Source organism: Clostridium homopropionicum DSM 5847 (assembly GCF_001263795.1).
Lineage (GTDB): Bacteria > Bacillota > Clostridia > Clostridiales > Clostridiaceae > Clostridium_H > Clostridium_H homopropionicum.
This window is the reverse complement of the sequence record NZ_LHUR01000021.1, coordinates 1-17,702: the sequence shown is the minus strand read 5'-3', so window position 1 is coordinate 17,702 and position 17,702 is coordinate 1. Positions and strand designations below refer to the sequence as shown.

The following is a 17,702-nucleotide window of genomic DNA, read 5'->3' as shown; positions in this document are numbered from 1 at the left end:
TAGGTGTGATGCCCGATAACAAAGGTTATTATGAATGGTTCCATGAGACATTAGGCGAAAACAAAATAGGCTTTAAACTATTTTGATAGTAGCTAAATTCGTGTTCTCACGTTATAGAGATAGGATATATGGTAAGTTTATTTACTCCGTATCTGAAAAGAGAGAGTGTGTTTGTTTATTTAGTAGACTACAGGTATTTTATCTTATTCAGATAGAATGCCTTTTATTTTTTTATAAAAGCATACTTTGAAATTGGGTGGCACCACGTATACCACTTCGTCCCATATAAGGCTCGGAGTGGTATTTTTTTTATTTTAAATCGGGAGGAATGAAAATGAAAAATTCAAATTTGATACCATACACAAAAATTTTATCAGGAGACATTGAAACTCCAATTACACTTTTTAAGAAATATGTTGGTGAGGAAGTAGGATTTTTATTAGAGAGCTATGACTCTGAAAGTAAAAGATTTTCATTTATCGGAAAAAGACCAAGTGCAATTATTAAAAGTAAAAATTATGAGACAGAAATAATGGAAGAAGATAACATAATGGTTTTGAAAGGAAAAGCATTAGATCAGGTTAGAGATTACCTAAGTAAATACAATATAAAAAACAATACAAATTACTCCTTTATAGGAGGTGCTGTTGGGGCTATAGCTTATGATATTATTCGCCAATATGAGAGGATACCTGAAGAAAATATAGATAAACTTGTGCTTCCGGATTTGCATTTAATGGTTGCAAAGGAACTGGTTATTTATGATCACTTTCATAATCAAATTGTCTTAATGGTTTTGGAGGAAGAAGAGGAAAAAGGAAGAGAAGAAGCTGAAAGAAAATTAAATTTGATGGAAGAGGAAATAAAAAATTCTAATCTAAGCTTTAATGATTTAACCATAAATGAAGAGGTAAAAAAGAATAAAGTAAAAGGAAATACCACTAAAAAAAGCTTTATGGAAATGGTAGAAAAGGCTAAGAAATACATATATGAAGGTGACATATTTCAAGTTGTTTTATCTCAAAGATGGGAAGTGGAAACAAAAGAACATCCATTTACACTATATAGAAGGCTAAGAGAATTAAATCCTTCTCAATATCTTTTCTATTTTAACTTTGGTGATTACAAGGTAGTGGGAAGTTCTCCAGAAATGCTTGTAAAGGTTCAAAATGATCAGGTATTTACTTGTCCTATAGCAGGCACAAGAAAAAGAGGAAAGAATTTAAAAGAAGATGAGAGATTGGCTGAGGAGTTATTAAGTGATGAAAAGGAAAAAGCAGAGCATGTAATGTTAGTTGATTTAGCTAGAAATGATGTTGGCAGGATTTCAAAAATTGGCTCAGTTAAAGTAACAGAGTTTATGAAGGTTAAAAACTATTCACATGTAATGCATATAGTTTCAATGGTAGAAGGGGAAAAAGAAAAAAGCAAAAGTTCCTTTGATATACTTTCATCAATTCTTCCAGCAGGAACCTTGTCAGGAGCACCAAAGATAAGAGCAATGGAAATAATTGAGGAACTTGAAAAAGAAAAAAGAGGTATATACGGAGGTGCGGTTGGATACTTTGGCTTTGACGGAAATATGGATATGTGTATAGCTATTAGAATGATGGTTATAAAAGACAATAAGGCCTTTGTCCAAGCTGGTGCAGGAATAGTAGCTGATTCAATATCAGAAAAAGAATATGAAGAATGTGAGAATAAGGCTAAAGCTATTATTAAGATTTTAGGAGGAGATATGGAATGATTTTATTAATAGATAACTATGATTCATTTACTTATAATTTATATCAATATTTAGGGCAGCATGATGAGGTGAAGGTTTTTAGAAATGATGAGTTAAGCATAGAAGAAATAGAAAATATAAAACCTGATAGAATAGTAATTTCACCTGGGCCAAAGACCCCTGACGAAGCAGGAAATTCCATAGAGATTATAAAAAGATTTTATAAACAAATTCCTATACTTGGTATTTGCTTAGGACATCAGTGCATTGGAAAGGCTTTTGGAGCTGAAATAACCTATGCAAAAAGCTTATTTCATGGAAAGACCTCTAATATAAAGCATGAGGGCAAAGGAATTTTTAAAGGAATTGAAAACAACATACAAGTGGCAAGGTATCATTCCTTAGCTATAAAAGAAGATACTCTTCCAGAGGAATTACAGTTATTAGCAGTAACAGAAGATGATGAAATTATGGCAGTTCAGCATAAAGAGTATCCACTAGTAGGACTTCAATTTCATCCAGAGTCAATATACACACCTTGCGGTATGAAATTAATAGAGAATTTTATAAAAGGAGAGGATTATAATGTTATCAAAAGCAATTAACAAATTAATAAAAAAGGAAAGTCTATCTGAAGAAGAAATGATTTTAGCTCTAGATGAAATAATGGAGGGAAGAGCAACCGACGCATTAGTAGGAAGCTTCTTAACAGCTCTAACTATAAAAGGTGAAACCATCGAGGAAATAACTGGTGGAGCAAAAGTAATGAGACAAAAGGCAGAAAAGATAAATTTAGATTCTTTATATACACTAGATAGCTGCGGAACAGGTGGAGATATGGCGGGAACCTTTAACATTTCTACAGCTACAGCTTTTATATGTGCAGCAGCTGGTATTCCAGTAGTTAAGCATGGAAATCGTTCAGTTTCAAGCAAGTGTGGAAGTGCAGATGTACTAGAGGCACTAGGAGCAAATATTATGTTAATGCCAAGTGAAGTAGAAAACTGTGTTAAGAGTCAAGGTATAGGATTTTTATTTGCACCAAGCTTCCATAAGGCAATGAAAAATGTGGTTAAGCCTAGAAAAGAATTAGGATTTAGAACAATATTTAATATTTTAGGACCACTAACTAATCCTGCAAAAGCTAAGACTCAAATTTTAGGAGTATACAAAGAAACTCTAACAGAGCCTATAGCAAGAGTGCTGCAAAATCTTGGTGTTGAGCATGCTCTTGTAGTTCATGGAATGGACGGCTTAGACGAGATAACTATTACAAGAGAGACAAAAGTTACAGAGTTAAAGAATAATAATATAAGTACCTATACAATTTCTCCAGAAGATTTCAATTTATCTAGAGGAGAAGCAAAGGATATAGTAGGTGGAGATGCTGAAGAAAATGCAAATATTATTAAAGAATTATTTAAGGGAAATAAGAGCAAAAAAAGAGACATCCTACTTCTAAATAGTGGAGCTGCCCTATATCTAGGTAAGAAAGCAAATTCCATAAGTGAAGGAATTGAAATGGCCAAAGAGATTATTGATAGCGGCTTAGCAGAGAGGAAAATGAATGATTATATTGAATTTACTAGGAGGCTAGCATGATTTTAGATAAAATAGTTCAAAGGAAAAGAGAAGCTTTATTGATTCAAAAAGAAAAGGAAAGTATATATGATATTAAAGAAAAAATAAAAAATATGAAAGAACCTCCAAGTTTTTATGATGCTATAGCTAAAAAAGGATTATCGATAATTGGAGAGATTAAAAAAGCATCTCCTTCTAAAGGCTTAATTAGAGAGGATTTCAATCCAGTAGAAATTGCAAGTGAATATGAAGTGGCAGTGGACGCAATATCAGTGCTTACAGAAGAGGATTTCTTCATGGGAAAACCTGAATATTTACGGGAGGTAAGCAAAACTGTTTCACTTCCTACTTTAAGAAAAGACTTTATAATTGATGAATTTCAAATTTATGAGGCTAGAGAGCTTGGAGCAAGTTGTATTCTATTAATAGTAGCAATTTTAGAGCAAGAAAAACTGTTAGAATATATTAGAATTGCAGAAAGTATAAAAATGGATGCACTGGTAGAGGCTCATACTGAAGAAGAGGTAGAAAGGGCAATTGCAGCAGGAGCAAAAATAATTGGAATAAATAATAGAAATTTAAAGGATTTCTCAGTAGATTTTAATAGCACTATTAAACTTAAGGCAATCATTCCAGAAGGAATATTGGTAATAAGTGAAAGTGGAATAGAAAATAAGGAACAGATAAAAATCTTGAAAAAGGCAGCTATTGATGGAGTTTTAGTAGGAGAGTCCTTCATGAAATCAGGAAGTATAAAGAATATGGCTAGGGAGTTTAAAGGAGCATATGAAGACTAAGGTTAAGATTTGCGGACTAAGAAGTGTTAGAGATATAGAAATTGTTAATAAGTATTCTGTAGATTATGTAGGCTTTGTCTTTGCTGAAAGTAAAAGAAAAGTATCAATTCATGTGGCAAAGGCTATGATAGAGGCTTTAAGAAAAGATATAAAGGCAGTGGGGGTTTTTGTAAATACATTGCCTGAGGAAATAAATAAAATTACAGATTATTGCAAGCTAGACATTGTTCAGCTCCATGGAAATGAAACTTTAGAGGATTGTGAAAAAATAAAAGCTCCTATTTGGAAAAGTATATCTGTGAAAAGCAAAGCTGATGTAGCAAAAATAGAACTATATAAAAATGCTCAAGGAATCTTGCTTGATGGTCTTAAACCAGGCAGCGGAGAATGTTTCAAGTGGGATTTAGCTAAAGGTATTTCAGATAAATATTTTACAATTCTTGCCGGGGGGCTGACCCATGGAAATGTTAGTAAGGCTATTCAGGAGGTAAAACCTCAAGTTGTAGATGTTAGTTCGGGAGTAGAAACTGATTCAATAAAGGATGAAGAAAAAATTAGAGGATTTGTTAGTAAGGTAAAAGAATAAGAAAAATTAAATTTGCAAAAATAGTTGCAGGCACAACTAAAAGAAAGTATAATAATAGTTGCGTCTGCAATTATTTTTTTGAAAGGAAAGGCTAGTGATGAAAAAACATGAATCCATAGGAAAATGGGTATCAATTATGTATAGATACGGTCAAAGCTACATTAATAAAGAACTTAAAGAGTATAACCTTGGTAGTGGACAGTTTACTTTTTTAATTAATCTGTATAAAAAAGATGGTATAAGTCAAGAAGAGATAGCTGATAATCTAAATATTGATAAGGGAACTACTGCTAGGGCTATAGGTAAACTTGAAGAAGAAGGTTATGTTAAAAGGGAGAAAGATTTAAAAGATAAAAGAACAAACAAGGTATTTCTTACTGAGAAGGCTCGAGAAGTTGAGCCGAAGATATATAAAATTCTTTGTCAATGGAATAGTATTATTTCTAAAGGATTATCCGAGGAAGAAATGCAAATGAGTATAAACTTGTTGCAAAAGATGTGTGCTAATGCTTGCAGCCATATTAAGGGTAAACAGGCTGAAAATAATATTAGTGTTAAAGTTAAATTATAAAGGGGTGGTAAGATGGATAAATCTAAAGAATTAGGACAAGAGAAAATTACAAAATTATTAATAAAGTTTTTGATACCTGCTTTAGTGGGTACTCTAGTCAATGCATTTTACAATATCGTTGATAGAATTTACATAGGAAGAGGTGTTGATGCTTTAGCTCTTGCAGGATTAAGCGTTACTTTCCCTATCATGTTAATAACAGCAGGTTTTGCTATGCTTATAGGAATGGGTGGAGGAGTACTTATATCAATAAACCTTGGTAAAAAGGATAAAAATAAAGCGGAGAAAATCCTTGGAAATACTTTTGTACTGTTATGTATCAGTGCAATTTTAGTTAGCTTACTATGCTTTGTTATAAAAGGTCCAATACTTAAATCCTTTGGAGCTAGCGAAAATACTATAGCTTATGCTAATGATTATCTTTCAATAGTATTGCTAGGAACTATTTTCCAAAACTTAAGCTTTGGAATGAATAATCTTATTCGTTCTGAAGGAAATGCCGTAACTGCAATGGTTACAATGCTAATAGGAGCTATTTTAAATATCATACTTGATCCTATATTTATATTTGTATTTCATATGGGAGTTCAGGGGGCAGCTATAGCAACTGTATTTTCTCAATTTGTGAACACAGTTTGGGTATTATCACATTTTAGAGGAAAAAGAAGCGTACTGAAATTAAAAAGAGAAAATTTTAAAATAGAATTTGATATTTTAAAAGGAATTTTAGCTATAGGCATGTCACCTTTTGCAATGCAGATTGTTGGAAGTGTTATTAATATAATATTTAATAAACAACTAATGACCTATGGTGGAGACCTAGCTGTAGGAGCAATGGGTGTAATAAATAGTATTGCAATGCTTTTAGTCATGTGTATGGTAGCGGTAAACCAAGCTGCTCAGCCGATAATTGGATTTAACTATGGAGCTAAAAAATATGATAGGGTAAAGGAAACCTTGAAGTCAGCAATTATAGTTGCCATGGGATTTGGGTTTATAGGTTTTATAGCTGTAGAAGTATTCCCAGAAGTGCTAATTAGAGCTTTCAATAAGGAGAGTGAAGAACTCTTATTTATAGGTGTAAACGGAATAAGAAAGTTCTTATTTGCTTTACCATTGATTGGTTTCCAAATTGTAGGATCAAATTATTTTCAAGCCATAGGTAAAGCAAAGATTTCTATGTTATTATCAATGCTAAGACAGGTAATAATATTAATACCATTGCTCTTAATTCTTCCAAATATTTTAAAGATAAATGGAGTATGGCTAGCAGCACCGGTTTCTGATACAATATCCTTTGCAATAACTGCCGTATGTTTATATAAGGGACTTAAACTACTAGATAAAGAAAAACAGGAAATATCAGAAAAAGTTGAAGCGGTAGTGGAAGTGTAAGCTGTATAAAAGAAAAATGCGACGCATTTTTCTTAGGTAACCAGTAACCAGTAACCAGTTGCCAGTAGGATTAATAACACTGGTTACTGGGAATTGGTTACTGGTCACTAAAAATTTTACGTCGTAAAATTCTTATATTATCTCCTTCTATATTCTTTTTCGTACTTTAAAAACTTATTAATAATTTCAGTATACTTTTCATCAGTCTTATCAAAATCCATATTTGGAATATAGCATTTCTCTAATTCATCATGAAGAACTTTTGCTTCACTAATTATACTCAGCGCCTTATTTAATAGAAGATAGAAATTTTCTTTATCTTCGTCTATATCAGCAAGTGGCTTATCGAGTAATCTTTTATTGATAAATTCTTCCATGTGAATTTGATTTCCAACAAAATTTCTCTTGTTTATTTCATTAGAGGTTACAAAAGCAATATTTAATGAAGGAATTAGTAAATGTTCAATCCTTTCTGGTATTAGAGGGTCATGATATACTTCTACACACAATCCTCTTTTAATGGATTCGTCAAATATGAAGGATAAGAGATTTGTCTTTCCAGTACCTGGTTCTCCGTTTATAACATAAATTCTTTTATAATTCTCAATTAAACTATCAATATATGTTATGATACCATTAGGAGTAAAAGCAGTAGCAAATAAGTGCCTGTCAATTCCAGTATTTGAAACATTCATGCCTGCAAAAATCTCATTTTTTAAATCCTCTTTAAAAGCATTTAACTTTGATGTATTAATTACCTCTGAATTGAAAGAACTCCAATCATCATGAATAGCTTTTGCTGCCCCAATATATCGATAAGCCCTTTTGAAGGTTTTTCCAACTTGTTTATTTATAGATATAATTGTATTCCTGTAATCCCTGAAACCTTGCTCATTCCAACAGTTACCTAAATTTAATATTTCATCAACAGCTCCAGGGTTTATTGGGTCTACTACATGGGGGGCTGTTCCATCAAGTAGAGCTACATTTAGATCCTTAATTAGTATTCCATCTAAGGAATTATTATCTGAGGAACAATGATGATATTCAATATCATAACCTTTTTCATTAAAATATTGAGCAACTTTTTTCATTAGAGAAGATTTACCTGTACCTGGTCCACCTTTCAGGCATATTATTCTTCTTGCTGTTTCTTGAGGGAGAATATACCTGTAAAAGGAATAAAAACCCTTAGAAGTATTTCCGGCAGGAAATAAGTGCACGAAATTGCCTTTCATAAAATCACACTCCTAATTTTATATCAATATATTTATATTAATAAATAGGAGATTAATACTTTCTTTAATGGGATTTTATAAAAATTATGAAAAGTCAATATCAATAGTTATAATAACATTATAGTTAGGATGAATTTTTTTAATTTCACTCTTAGTTTTATTAATGAAGTTGGTTCTAGCTTCAGATGAGTTAAGTGGGTTAGCTTTATCAATAACTACATCGAAAAGCAAGCTCTTATCTTCACCCTCTCCAACGATTCTAAAATCATGATAAGATTTAACTTCGGGGAAATTTTTTAATATGTCAGCTACTTCTTCTTTAGCTTTATTAATTTCATCATCATCTATGTTTACTGGATCCATATGAATAACTAAAAAAATATTTAATTTTTGAGAAATTTCTTTTTCAGCTTTATCTATTACATCGTGAATTTTCATAATAGATAGGTTATAAGGAACCTCTGCATGAAGGGAAGCCATACGTCTTCCAGGACCATAATTATGAATTACTAAGTCATGAACTCCTGTGATAATATTATATTTTAGCACTTCCTTTTGTATCTCTTCAACTAACTCAGGATCTGGAGCTTCTCCTAGGAGAGGGTTTATAGTTTCTTTAATTAAATTGAAACCGGAATACAAAATAAATAAGGAAACAAGAACTCCAATATAACCATCAATGGGGAATATAATCCAATTTGAAAGCAATAGAGAAAGTGCTACTGTACTAGAAGTTATAACATCACCTAAAGCATCTAAAGAAGAAGCCTGAAGTGCTGAAGAATTTATTTTTACACCTATGAATTTATTAAATCTGCTAAGCCATATCTTTGCAAAGATTGATATTAATATTAAAACAAAGGGAATTAATTCGAAGTTTATTATTTCAGGATTTACAATTCTATTGTAAGATGACTTAATAAACTGAAGACCAACAATAATAACCATAAATGAAACTATAAGCCCAGAGATATACTCAATTCTTCCATGGCCAAAAGGATGCTCAGCATCCGCGGGTTTTGAAGCCAGTTTAAATCCAGCAATAGTAATTATTGATGAGAAGGCATCTGAAAGATTGTTAAAGGCATCAGCGGTAACGGCAATACTTTTTACTATTAATCCAACAGATAATTTTACAATAAATAAAATTATATTTACAGTTATACCAACAATTCCTCCTAGATATCCATAGGAATCCCTGACTTTACTATCTTCTACGTTTTCATGATTTTTTATAAATTGTTTTATTAAAAATTGAGAGAACATATTTTTCCTCCGTAATAAAAAATTTACCTAATACAATTACAGTATTTATATAATAACATTTTTACAGGGAATTTTAAAATAAAAATACTTTAAAATATTCATTAAGACCTAATTACATACGATATAGAATAGTATAAGCAATATTAATAGCTTTTAGTGAGATATTTGCAACTTGCAAAAAATCATTATATGAGGTAAATTATAGAATAAGCCTTAAAAATTGGGTGATAGAATGTTAATAAAAATAGAGGGGAGTATATAAATGAAAAAGAAAAAGATTATTTCAATGGTTTTAGCAGCAGGACTTACTGTAGGTGGAACCGGTTTTTTACCTGTAAAAGCATTAGCTGCAACAAATGATAAGGTACAAGTCATTAATGCAGTAGTCAGCCAAAAGGATTTAAAACAACAGTCTTATGATTTACTTAATAAGATTAAAGAAAATCCTACAGAAGCAGATATAAAAGCAGCTAGAAAAATGATAAGCGGTATTTCTGATTTAAGATATACTTCAGCATATATTTATTTATTAAATCTATACGTAGATAAAAATATTGATAAGGGTATTTCACCAATCGATGAACTATTAAATGCTTCCGCAAAAAATCAAAGTATAACTTCAATGGAACAAAAGTTTGGATTAAACACTAGTTTATTAGCTGAAAATTTATCAGAGGAAGAGCAAATGGCGATGGCCCAAATCCTACCAATAATAAATACTTTAAGTTTTGGTATGGATTCAAAAATGAAAACCAGTGACGAAAATAAGAAGATACAAATTGAAGGAACAATAGACATAAGTGTGATGAACATGCCAGTAGAAGCAAAAATGTGGATAGACATGGACATTACTGGAGCAACTCCAAAAATGAAATATATTATTGAAATTCCAAATAGTATAAAAATGTTCTTGCCTGCAGAGTTTAAGGACAAACAATACCTAGTTTATGATATGGAAACCATACTTAAAGCTTCAGGTGCAAATGGTGCACAAATGGCAGGTTTTGGGGACATAATGAAGTCAGCAGAAGTATTTAATAAGAAGTTCACTGCAAGTTTTAATGATTTTATTAAAATTGCTGATGGAAAATATGATTTAGTTTCAAGAGGAGATTTAGCTACTTTAGATAAAGAAACAGCTCAAGAAGTCTCAAAGTTATATAAAATTGATCTGAATAATGAAAAATTGCTAGGCATAGTTAATGATGCTCTAAAAGATTATTCAATGAAAAAAGTTATTAAAAACTATATTAATGATAGTATGAAGCTTGATCCTACAATAAAAGGACAAGAAATGACTGATAAGGACTTTGAAGAAGGAATTGGAGAAATAACAAAAGCTCTTGGTCAGCTAGGAGATTCATTAAGATTGGACATGACATTAGAATGTGGAGTTAATAAAGAAGGGTATATTTCTTATCAAAAAGGAAGCTTAAAAGTTACAGTTGATTCAGCTAAGTTAAATGCTTTAAATGCAGCAGAAAATCAAAAACAAAATGCAGCAAATACTAAGGCTGCTAGTTCAAAATATACTTTCACATTAAACTTTGACTCTAAACTATCAAATATTAATAAAGAAATAAAATTAGCTCCTATGCCAGAAGTTAATGAACAAAATTCAATAGATATTATGCAATTATTAATTGCAAGTTCATCTGTACAACCAGGAATGTAAGATTAAACTAACACAAATTAATAAAACTTTTAAAAGTGTACAAATTATTGTACACTTTTTTAAAGTGATAAAATACTTTATTTTTGGTATACTTATTATATTACTATTTCTTTAAGTTTAAATTAGAATAGAAGAATTTTACGACGTAAAATTCTTCTAAATTGACAATTGACAATTGAGAATTGACAATGGACAATGAAGGAAGTAATTAAGCAAAGCTTAATTACCAATTTTAATAATTGCAGCTTTGCTGCAATATAAAATCTAGTTTTGCCTTAGCAAAACATCCTTCATTGTCAATTGTCCATTGTGCATTGTCAATTTTAAAATGCGTCGCATTTTTCTAAAATTACGGAGGTGTCTTATGTCAAAGGAAATAAAACTTGCTGAGGAATTAATAGAATTTATATATAATAGCCCTACAGCTTTTCATGCTGTAAATAGTTTAAAGGAAGTATTAAAAAGGGAAGGATTTAAAGAAATTAAGGAAGAAGAACAGTGGAAGCTTGAGAAAGGTTTAAAATATTTTATGACTAAAAATGACTCTGCTTTAATTGCTTTTGTAGTTGGAAAAGGTAAAATACATGAAAATGGATTTAAGATAATAGGAACTCATACAGATTCACCAAGCTTTAGAATAAAGCCAAATCCAGAGATGGTTTCAGAAAATACATATATTAAATTAAATACAGAAGTATATGGAGGTCCAATCCTTAATACTTGGTTAGATAGACCTCTTGCCATTGCAGGAAGGGTAATTTTAAAAGGAGATAATCCATTATTTCCGGAGTCAAAGCTTGTGAACATAAATAAACCAATAATGATAATACCGAGCCTAGCTATACACATGAACCGAGGAGTAAATGATGGAATAGCATTAAATAAACAAGTAGATATGCTTCCAATGGCTGGACTTATAAATGAGCAATTTGAAAAGGATAATTTCCTTGTAAGAATTCTTTCAAAGGAACTAAATATAGATTATAAAGAGATACTAGACTTTGATTTATTTCTTTATGAATATGAAAAGGGAAGTATTATAGGACTAGAAAAGGAGTTTATTTCATCAGGAAGATTAGATGACCTGGAGGCAGTTCACGGAGGAATTAAGGCACTTATAAAATCACAAGCATCAAAGGCTACAAATGTGTTAGTATGCTTTGATAATGAAGAAGTGGGAAGCTCTACAAAGCAAGGAGCTGATTCACCTATGCTTACAAATGTTCTAGAGAGAATAGTTTTAGCTTTAGAGGGAGATAGAGAAGATTATTTTAGAGCTCTGTCAAAATCTTTCATTATTTCAGCTGATGCAGCTCATGCAGTTCATCCAAACAAAGGAGAAAAGAGCGATCCAACCAATAAGCCTCTAATAAATAAGGGACCTGTAATAAAGCTTGCAGCTAATCAAAGTTATACTTCAGACAGTGATTCTAGCTCTGTATTTAAAGCTCTATGTGAAAGGGCACAGGTGCCAGTGCAAAAATTCGTAAATCGCTCAGATGAAAGAGGAGGTTCTACTATAGGGCCAATATCCTCAACTCATATAAATATTCGCTCAGTAGATATAGGAACTCCCATGCTTGCAATGCATTCTGTAAGAGAGCTTTGTGGAGTAATGGATCACTATTATGCAGCAAAGGTGTTTGAGGAGTTTTATAATTTATAGACTATATTTTAAGAGATTATTGAGTTCGTATTTAAAACATATACAATATATGAAATATTGCATATAAGTTTTTTATAGAAGAAGGATATTTTTGGATGTTCTTCTTTTTTCTTTAATACAGAAGACTTTGGGTTATCACATTTTACTACTATAATATGGTATAATTGTAATATGAAGTTCATACTAAGATGGCAAAAGATAAATAAATAAGGAACTTTAAGTTGGAAATAGAAAATTGAATTTAACCTAAAGGGTGGTGCAAACTTAGCAGATTATGATGTATGCAGAAAAAGTAAAGGAGAATTGAATAAATGGATTTAGAATTAAAAGGAAATAGAATAAGTATTATTAAAGGGGATATTACAAAATTAGAAGTAAATGCCATTGTAAATGCTGCAAATAATAGCTTGCTTGGAGGTGGTGGTGTAGATGGGGCCATACATAAAGTTGGTGGAAGGCAAATTCTTGAAGAATGCATGATAATAAGAAATAGACAAGGTGGATGTGAAACAGGAGAAGCTGTTATTACAACAGGAGGCTTGTTAAAAGCCAGATACGTAATACATACAGTTGGACCTATTTGGCATGGTGGAAATAATGATGAGGATAAACTATTATCCAACTGTTATATTAATTCTTTAAGATTAGCTGAAGAAAATAATATAAAAACAATAGCTTTTCCTAATATAAGTACTGGAGTATATAGATTTCCAAAAGAAAGAGCTGCTGAAATAGCAGTAAATACAGTAAAGAAATTTATGCTTGAAAATAAAAGCATTGAAAAAGTAATATTTGTTTGTTTTGATGAAGAAAATTACAGCTTATATTCAAAAATGATTTAGGAGGGAATTGATTTGAAAACTTTAATAATATATGCATCCGTACATCATGGAAATACTGAAAAAATAGGAAAGACAATGGCAGAAATTTTAAATGCTGACATAGTTAAATTTAATGAAATTAATGTGGATACTTTGAAGGATTATGATTTAATAGGTTTTGGTTCAGGGATATTCTATGGTAAATTCCACAAAGGTATAATTGAATTAATTGAAAATATCCCAGCTTTATCTAATAAAAAGGCCTTTATTTTTTCTACTAGCGGTCAAGGGAAAGAGGATTATAATAATTCTATTAAAGATAAATTAGAGGAAAAAGGCTTTAAAGTTCTTGGTCACTTTGCATGTAAGGGCTTTGATACTTTTGGACCATTCAAATTAATTGGAGGAATTGCAAAGGGTAGACCAAATGAAGATGATTTTCAAAAGGCTAAAGACTTTGCTAAGGCAATGATTGTAGGATAAATCGCCATGGAAGGGGAAAATTAACATGAAAAAGGTTTTAGTTTTTGGGGGAACAAGATTTTTTGGCAAAAAACTAGTGAAAGCACTTATTGACAATGGACATGATGTAACAATTGCAACAAGAGGAATTACAAAGGATAACTTTAGTGATAAAGTTAAAAGAGTAATAGTGGATAGAGATGATGAAAATGCTTTAATGGAAGCTTTTAGAGATAAAAGCTATGATGTCATTTACGATAATATATGTTACAGTCCCAATGCAGCAAAATACGCTTGCAATGTTTTTAATGATAATGTGAATAAGTATATTTTTACATCTACTCTATCTGTGTATGATGCGGGATTAAATTTGAAGGAAGAGAATTTTGATCCTTATGGTTATAAAATTAAATATGGAAAAAGAGATGATTTTGATTATGGAGAAGGAAAGAGATTAGCAGAGGCAGTATTTTTTCAGGAGGCACCTTTTCAAGTAGTAGCAGTGAGATTTCCTGTTGTAATTGGAGAGGAGGATTATACTAATAGGCTAATTTCATATTCAGATAATATTTGTAAGGGAGAAGCATTTTATGTAGACAATCTAGATAGTACTATGAGCTTTATTAGCTCACAAGAGGCTGGAGAATTTTTACATTGGATAAGTACTAAAGATTTCCAAGGCCCTATAAATGCATGTTGTAATGGAACTATAAAGATTAAAGAAATCATTAAATTATGTGAAGAAAAATACAATAAAAAGTGGATTTCAGCAGAAGACAACAGTGAAAAGGCTGGAGCATTTAATGGTTTTTACAAATTCACCTTAGAAAATAAAAAAGCTAGAGAAATGGGTTTTAGGTTTAAAAATGTATTTGAAGAAACTAAAAAACTAATCTAGTATAAGGCTATGTTTCAAGTTAAAACAAAGCCTTATATTAAAACACAATAATTATTATAAAAACATGTAAATTAAATTGAAGATGTAGTATAATTATGCATAAGCAGAATGGCGAGATTTTAATTAATTTAAGGAGGAAATATGAAAAGATTAGTAAAAGTAACAAAGGAAGAAGATATTTTTGAAAAATATAAGGGGACACCTATAGAGGCTTTGCTAAAATACCATAACCTAGATTATCCACATGATACCTTCGCAAAGGCAGAGATACTAATAGGAATGTGCATGGACAATAGAAAAAGTCTTAGAATTCCAGATAACTTTGCCTTTATACTTAGAAGTGGAGGGGGAAATTTAAGATATAGTGAATTTAAAGTGTCTTATGCAATTGCAATTGGTGGAGTAAAGACCATTGCGTTAATTGCTCACAACAATTGCGGAATGGTTAATTTAATGTCAAAAAAGAAAAATTTTATTAATGGATTAGTGGATGTAGCTGGATGGGACAGACAATGGGCTGAGGAACATTTTATGAACTTCTCTCCAATGTTTGAGATAGGAAACGAAATAGATTTCGTATTGAGTGAAGCAAAAAGATTGAGGCTAAGATATCCTAATATTTTAGTTGCTCCATTATATTACAATATTGATGATAATAAGTTATATCTTGTAAATGAAGACTAATTGTATTAGGGATGTATAGTCTGCATAAATATACTCAAAGCCACTTTAGGTGTTTTTTTTGTTTTCAAATTATTATCTGTATTAATTATAAAAATGGGCAAAATATCAGTAGTAATGTTATACAAAAGTTCCGAAATATATTTACAATAATGGAGGTAATAATATGGAAAACAAAAAAGGAGGCTTATCTCCGCTGCATCTTTCGATGATGGCATTGGGAACAGTTATAGGAGGTTCATTTTTTTTAGGATCATCTATTGGTATTAAGGCAGCAGGGCCTTCAATTATATTAGTATACCTACTTGTAGGAATTCTAGTATACTTTATACTATACGCATTATCAGAAATGACAGTAGCAGACCCAGCACCTGGATCTTTTAGAACTTTTGCTGAGAGGGCTTTTGGGCCTGGAGTTGGGTTTGTTGTAGGGTGGGTTTACTGGACTGGGCTTATTTTAGCAATGTCAAGCGAAGCAACTGCGGTTTCGGTGTTCTTAAGGATTTGGTTTGGGAATATACCTATTCCAATATTAGGCAGTGGAATAATTGTTCTTATAACTGTACTTAATCTTTTAGGAGCAGAAAAGCTAAGTAAACTTGAAAGCAGTCTTTCAGCTATAAAGTTATTAGCTATTGCAGGATTTATAGTTATAGCTATAGCAATAATTATAGGGATACTTCCTAATATTCCATCAACTGGGTTAGGAGAAATACAAAGAGAGGCATTGGTTCCAAGTGGTATTTCTGGTGTTTTAGGAAGTGCACTTATTGTAATGTTTACTTATGCAGGCTTTGAAGTTATTGGTCTTGCGGCTTCTGAAGCAGAGAATCCTCATGTAACTATACCAAAGGCTATTACTTATACTGTTGTTGGATTGGTTGGTTTATATTCTATTGCAATAGCAGTATTGTTACCCTTAATTAATACTAACAAACTAACAGGAGATGCTAGTCCCTTTGTTTTGGCATTAGAATCTAGAGGTATAAGTTGGGCCGCAAGAGTAATGAATATTATTCTAGTTATTGCCATATTATCTACTATGTTAGCGGCAATGTTTGGTCTTGGAAGAATGTTGCGTTCATTAGCGGAGGAAGGGCACGCACCTAGAATACTAAAGGATACTGGAGAAATACCCTATAAAGGGATTATATTTTCAGGTATATCTATGCTCATTGGCCTTGGATTAGGTTTTTTGCTCCCAAAACAGGTATATATTTTTCTTGTTAGCTCAGGTGGTTTTTCGCTATTATTTACATATTTTATTATTTTAATTACTCACAATAGGTTTAGAAAAAATCATGGATGTCCACCTAAAGGAAAATGCAGATTCCCAGGATATCCATATACTTCATGGATTTCAAGTATAGCTGTAATCGTAATTATTGCTTCTATGCCTTTTATTGAGGGCCAAGGAGCAGGGTTATTAGCAGGGTTATTCTTAGTGATTTTCTACTCTTCAATATACGTAATAGTATATAAAAAAAGCTTTAAGGTTCAGAGGGAATAAAAATTCCCTCTGAAATTTTTACTATTTAATATTTCTTTTATCAAAAGATCTTGGAAATTAGTTTATTATATTACTTAGTAAATTTTGTAGGTTATTATGGTATAATTGTAATTAAGTGCGAGCTGCGAAGCAACACGCGAAAGCGTGAAGCTTCCTCTTGAAATGGAAGAAATTCTATTTCATTAGTAAGTTATTAATATATAGTGGGAAAATCCCATCAGGTAATACCTAACCAGTAGCCTGTACCTAGTTCCTTGGAGCCGAAGTGGTAACACTAGGTTTAAGCGTAGGACAGGGAGCAAACGAGCCGAAACGAAAGTGAAGCTATAGAGCCACGAAATTATTATCTAAATGAAGAGGTCGATGCCCTTTGATTGGTCGCAGACAACATTCTATAATTCGTTAGGGTGAGATTTATAGAACTCTTCCGGGGTCTGAGGGCTTGGCGAGTTTGATGATAAGTATATTAATAGAACAGCTGAGGTCCTATGATATCTGAAAAAAAATCAGTATGCAAAATCAAGCAAGGAAACGAGTAAGATGAGCAAAAGTGTTATAGGAAGTCCGACTAACTCGTAGTACTGCAGAAACCTGCGAAAGCAGGTGGAGGGAAGGGGTTAGCACAACATAGCTTCAAGTAAGCTTGGAATTATGCAGACAGGAGAGCTGAAGAACATGGTTAACGAGCTACTTGGAATACAATATAATATAGAAAAGTCTAGGTTAGATGGTAAAGTTCAAAATCTTGCGATTTATATCAATGAAGATAATTTAAGTACTATTCACAAAGAAATGAATAGGAAGAAGGCTAAAGGCATTGATGGAATAT

16 protein-coding genes are annotated in these 17,702 nt (G+C 31.6%); 14 read left to right on the top strand and 2 right to left on the bottom strand.

The features are described from left to right. Positions 1 to 334 precede the first annotated feature (334 nt). From trpE to CLHOM_RS07605, 7 genes are all read left to right on the top strand, one after another. Positions 335 to 1,747 (top strand): anthranilate synthase component I, encoded by a 1,413-nt coding sequence (trpE, locus tag CLHOM_RS07635; protein WP_242846748.1) that lies wholly within the window; start codon positions 335 to 337, stop codon positions 1,745 to 1,747. After that, a complete protein-coding gene (locus CLHOM_RS07630) occupies positions 1,744 to 2,331 on the top strand; it encodes an anthranilate synthase component II (RefSeq protein ID WP_052221107.1) in 588 nt (195 codons plus the stop codon). Before trpE ends, CLHOM_RS07630 begins: the two co-directional genes overlap by 4 nt. Continuing rightward, on the top strand, positions 2,312 to 3,328 hold the full coding sequence (gene trpD / locus CLHOM_RS07625) for an anthranilate phosphoribosyltransferase (RefSeq protein ID WP_052221106.1): 1,017 nt from the start codon (positions 2,312 to 2,314) through the stop codon (positions 3,326 to 3,328). The genes CLHOM_RS07630 and trpD overlap by 20 nt, the downstream gene beginning before the upstream one ends. Next, positions 3,325 to 4,104, top strand: coding sequence for an indole-3-glycerol phosphate synthase TrpC (gene trpC, locus CLHOM_RS07620; protein ID WP_052221105.1), 780 nt, complete (start codon positions 3,325 to 3,327; stop codon positions 4,102 to 4,104). Before trpD ends, trpC begins: the two co-directional genes overlap by 4 nt. Then, positions 4,094 to 4,690 (top strand): phosphoribosylanthranilate isomerase, encoded by a 597-nt coding sequence (locus CLHOM_RS07615; RefSeq protein WP_052221104.1) that lies wholly within the window; start codon positions 4,094 to 4,096, stop codon positions 4,688 to 4,690. Before trpC ends, CLHOM_RS07615 begins: the two co-directional genes overlap by 11 nt. A 97-nt stretch (positions 4,691 to 4,787) precedes the next feature. Next, the gene (locus CLHOM_RS07610; RefSeq protein ID WP_074782911.1) at positions 4,788 to 5,261 is read left to right on the top strand and encodes a MarR family winged helix-turn-helix transcriptional regulator; all 474 of its coding nucleotides are present in this window, start codon (positions 4,788 to 4,790) and stop codon (positions 5,259 to 5,261) included. A gap of 12 nt (positions 5,262 to 5,273) precedes the next feature. Beyond that, the gene (locus tag CLHOM_RS07605) at positions 5,274 to 6,656 is read left to right on the top strand and encodes an MATE family efflux transporter (protein ID WP_052221103.1); all 1,383 of its coding nucleotides are present in this window, start codon (positions 5,274 to 5,276) and stop codon (positions 6,654 to 6,656) included. 137 nt (positions 6,657 to 6,793) lie between these two features. Here CLHOM_RS07605 and CLHOM_RS07600 read toward each other — a convergent pair whose 3' ends face one another. Together CLHOM_RS07600 and CLHOM_RS07595 are read right to left on the bottom strand one after the other, a co-directional pair. After that, complete coding sequence (locus CLHOM_RS07600) at positions 6,794 to 7,894, bottom strand: PRK06851 family protein (protein WP_052221102.1); 1,101 nt, start codon at positions 7,892 to 7,894, stop codon at positions 6,794 to 6,796. A gap of 84 nt (positions 7,895 to 7,978) precedes the next feature. Further along, positions 7,979 to 9,160 carry a cation diffusion facilitator family transporter gene (locus tag CLHOM_RS07595; protein WP_052221101.1) on the bottom strand — a complete coding sequence of 394 codons (1,182 nt, stop codon included), beginning with the start codon at positions 9,158 to 9,160 and terminating at the stop codon, positions 7,979 to 7,981. 262 nt (positions 9,161 to 9,422) lie between these two features. Between CLHOM_RS07595 and CLHOM_RS07590 the strand changes: the two genes are divergently transcribed. The 7 genes from CLHOM_RS07590 (at position 9,423) to CLHOM_RS07560 (ending at position 16,873) form a co-directional block, all read left to right on the top strand. Continuing rightward, positions 9,423 to 10,835 carry a hypothetical protein gene (locus CLHOM_RS07590; RefSeq protein ID WP_052221100.1) on the top strand — a complete coding sequence of 471 codons (1,413 nt, stop codon included), beginning with the start codon at positions 9,423 to 9,425 and terminating at the stop codon, positions 10,833 to 10,835. Between the two features lie 364 nt (positions 10,836 to 11,199). Further along, positions 11,200 to 12,501, top strand: a complete 1,302-nt coding sequence (locus CLHOM_RS07585) for a M18 family aminopeptidase (RefSeq protein WP_052221099.1) — start codon at positions 11,200 to 11,202, stop codon at positions 12,499 to 12,501. A 311-nt stretch (positions 12,502 to 12,812) separates the two neighbouring features. After that, positions 12,813 to 13,343 carry an O-acetyl-ADP-ribose deacetylase gene (locus tag CLHOM_RS07580; RefSeq protein ID WP_052221098.1) on the top strand — a complete coding sequence of 177 codons (531 nt, stop codon included), beginning with the start codon at positions 12,813 to 12,815 and terminating at the stop codon, positions 13,341 to 13,343. Between the two features lie 12 nt (positions 13,344 to 13,355). After that, positions 13,356 to 13,805, top strand: coding sequence for a flavodoxin family protein (locus tag CLHOM_RS07575; protein ID WP_052221097.1), 450 nt, complete (start codon positions 13,356 to 13,358; stop codon positions 13,803 to 13,805). A gap of 25 nt (positions 13,806 to 13,830) precedes the next feature. Beyond that, positions 13,831 to 14,682 carry an NAD-dependent epimerase/dehydratase family protein gene (locus CLHOM_RS07570; RefSeq protein WP_052221096.1) on the top strand — a complete coding sequence of 284 codons (852 nt, stop codon included), beginning with the start codon at positions 13,831 to 13,833 and terminating at the stop codon, positions 14,680 to 14,682. Positions 14,683 to 14,823: 141 nt separating this feature from the next. After that, positions 14,824 to 15,366, top strand: coding sequence for a carbonic anhydrase (locus tag CLHOM_RS07565; protein WP_052221095.1), 543 nt, complete (start codon positions 14,824 to 14,826; stop codon positions 15,364 to 15,366). Between the two features lie 163 nt (positions 15,367 to 15,529). Then, complete coding sequence (locus CLHOM_RS07560; protein ID WP_052221094.1) at positions 15,530 to 16,873, top strand: amino acid permease; 1,344 nt, start codon at positions 15,530 to 15,532, stop codon at positions 16,871 to 16,873. Positions 16,874 to 17,702: the final 829 nt, after the last annotated feature.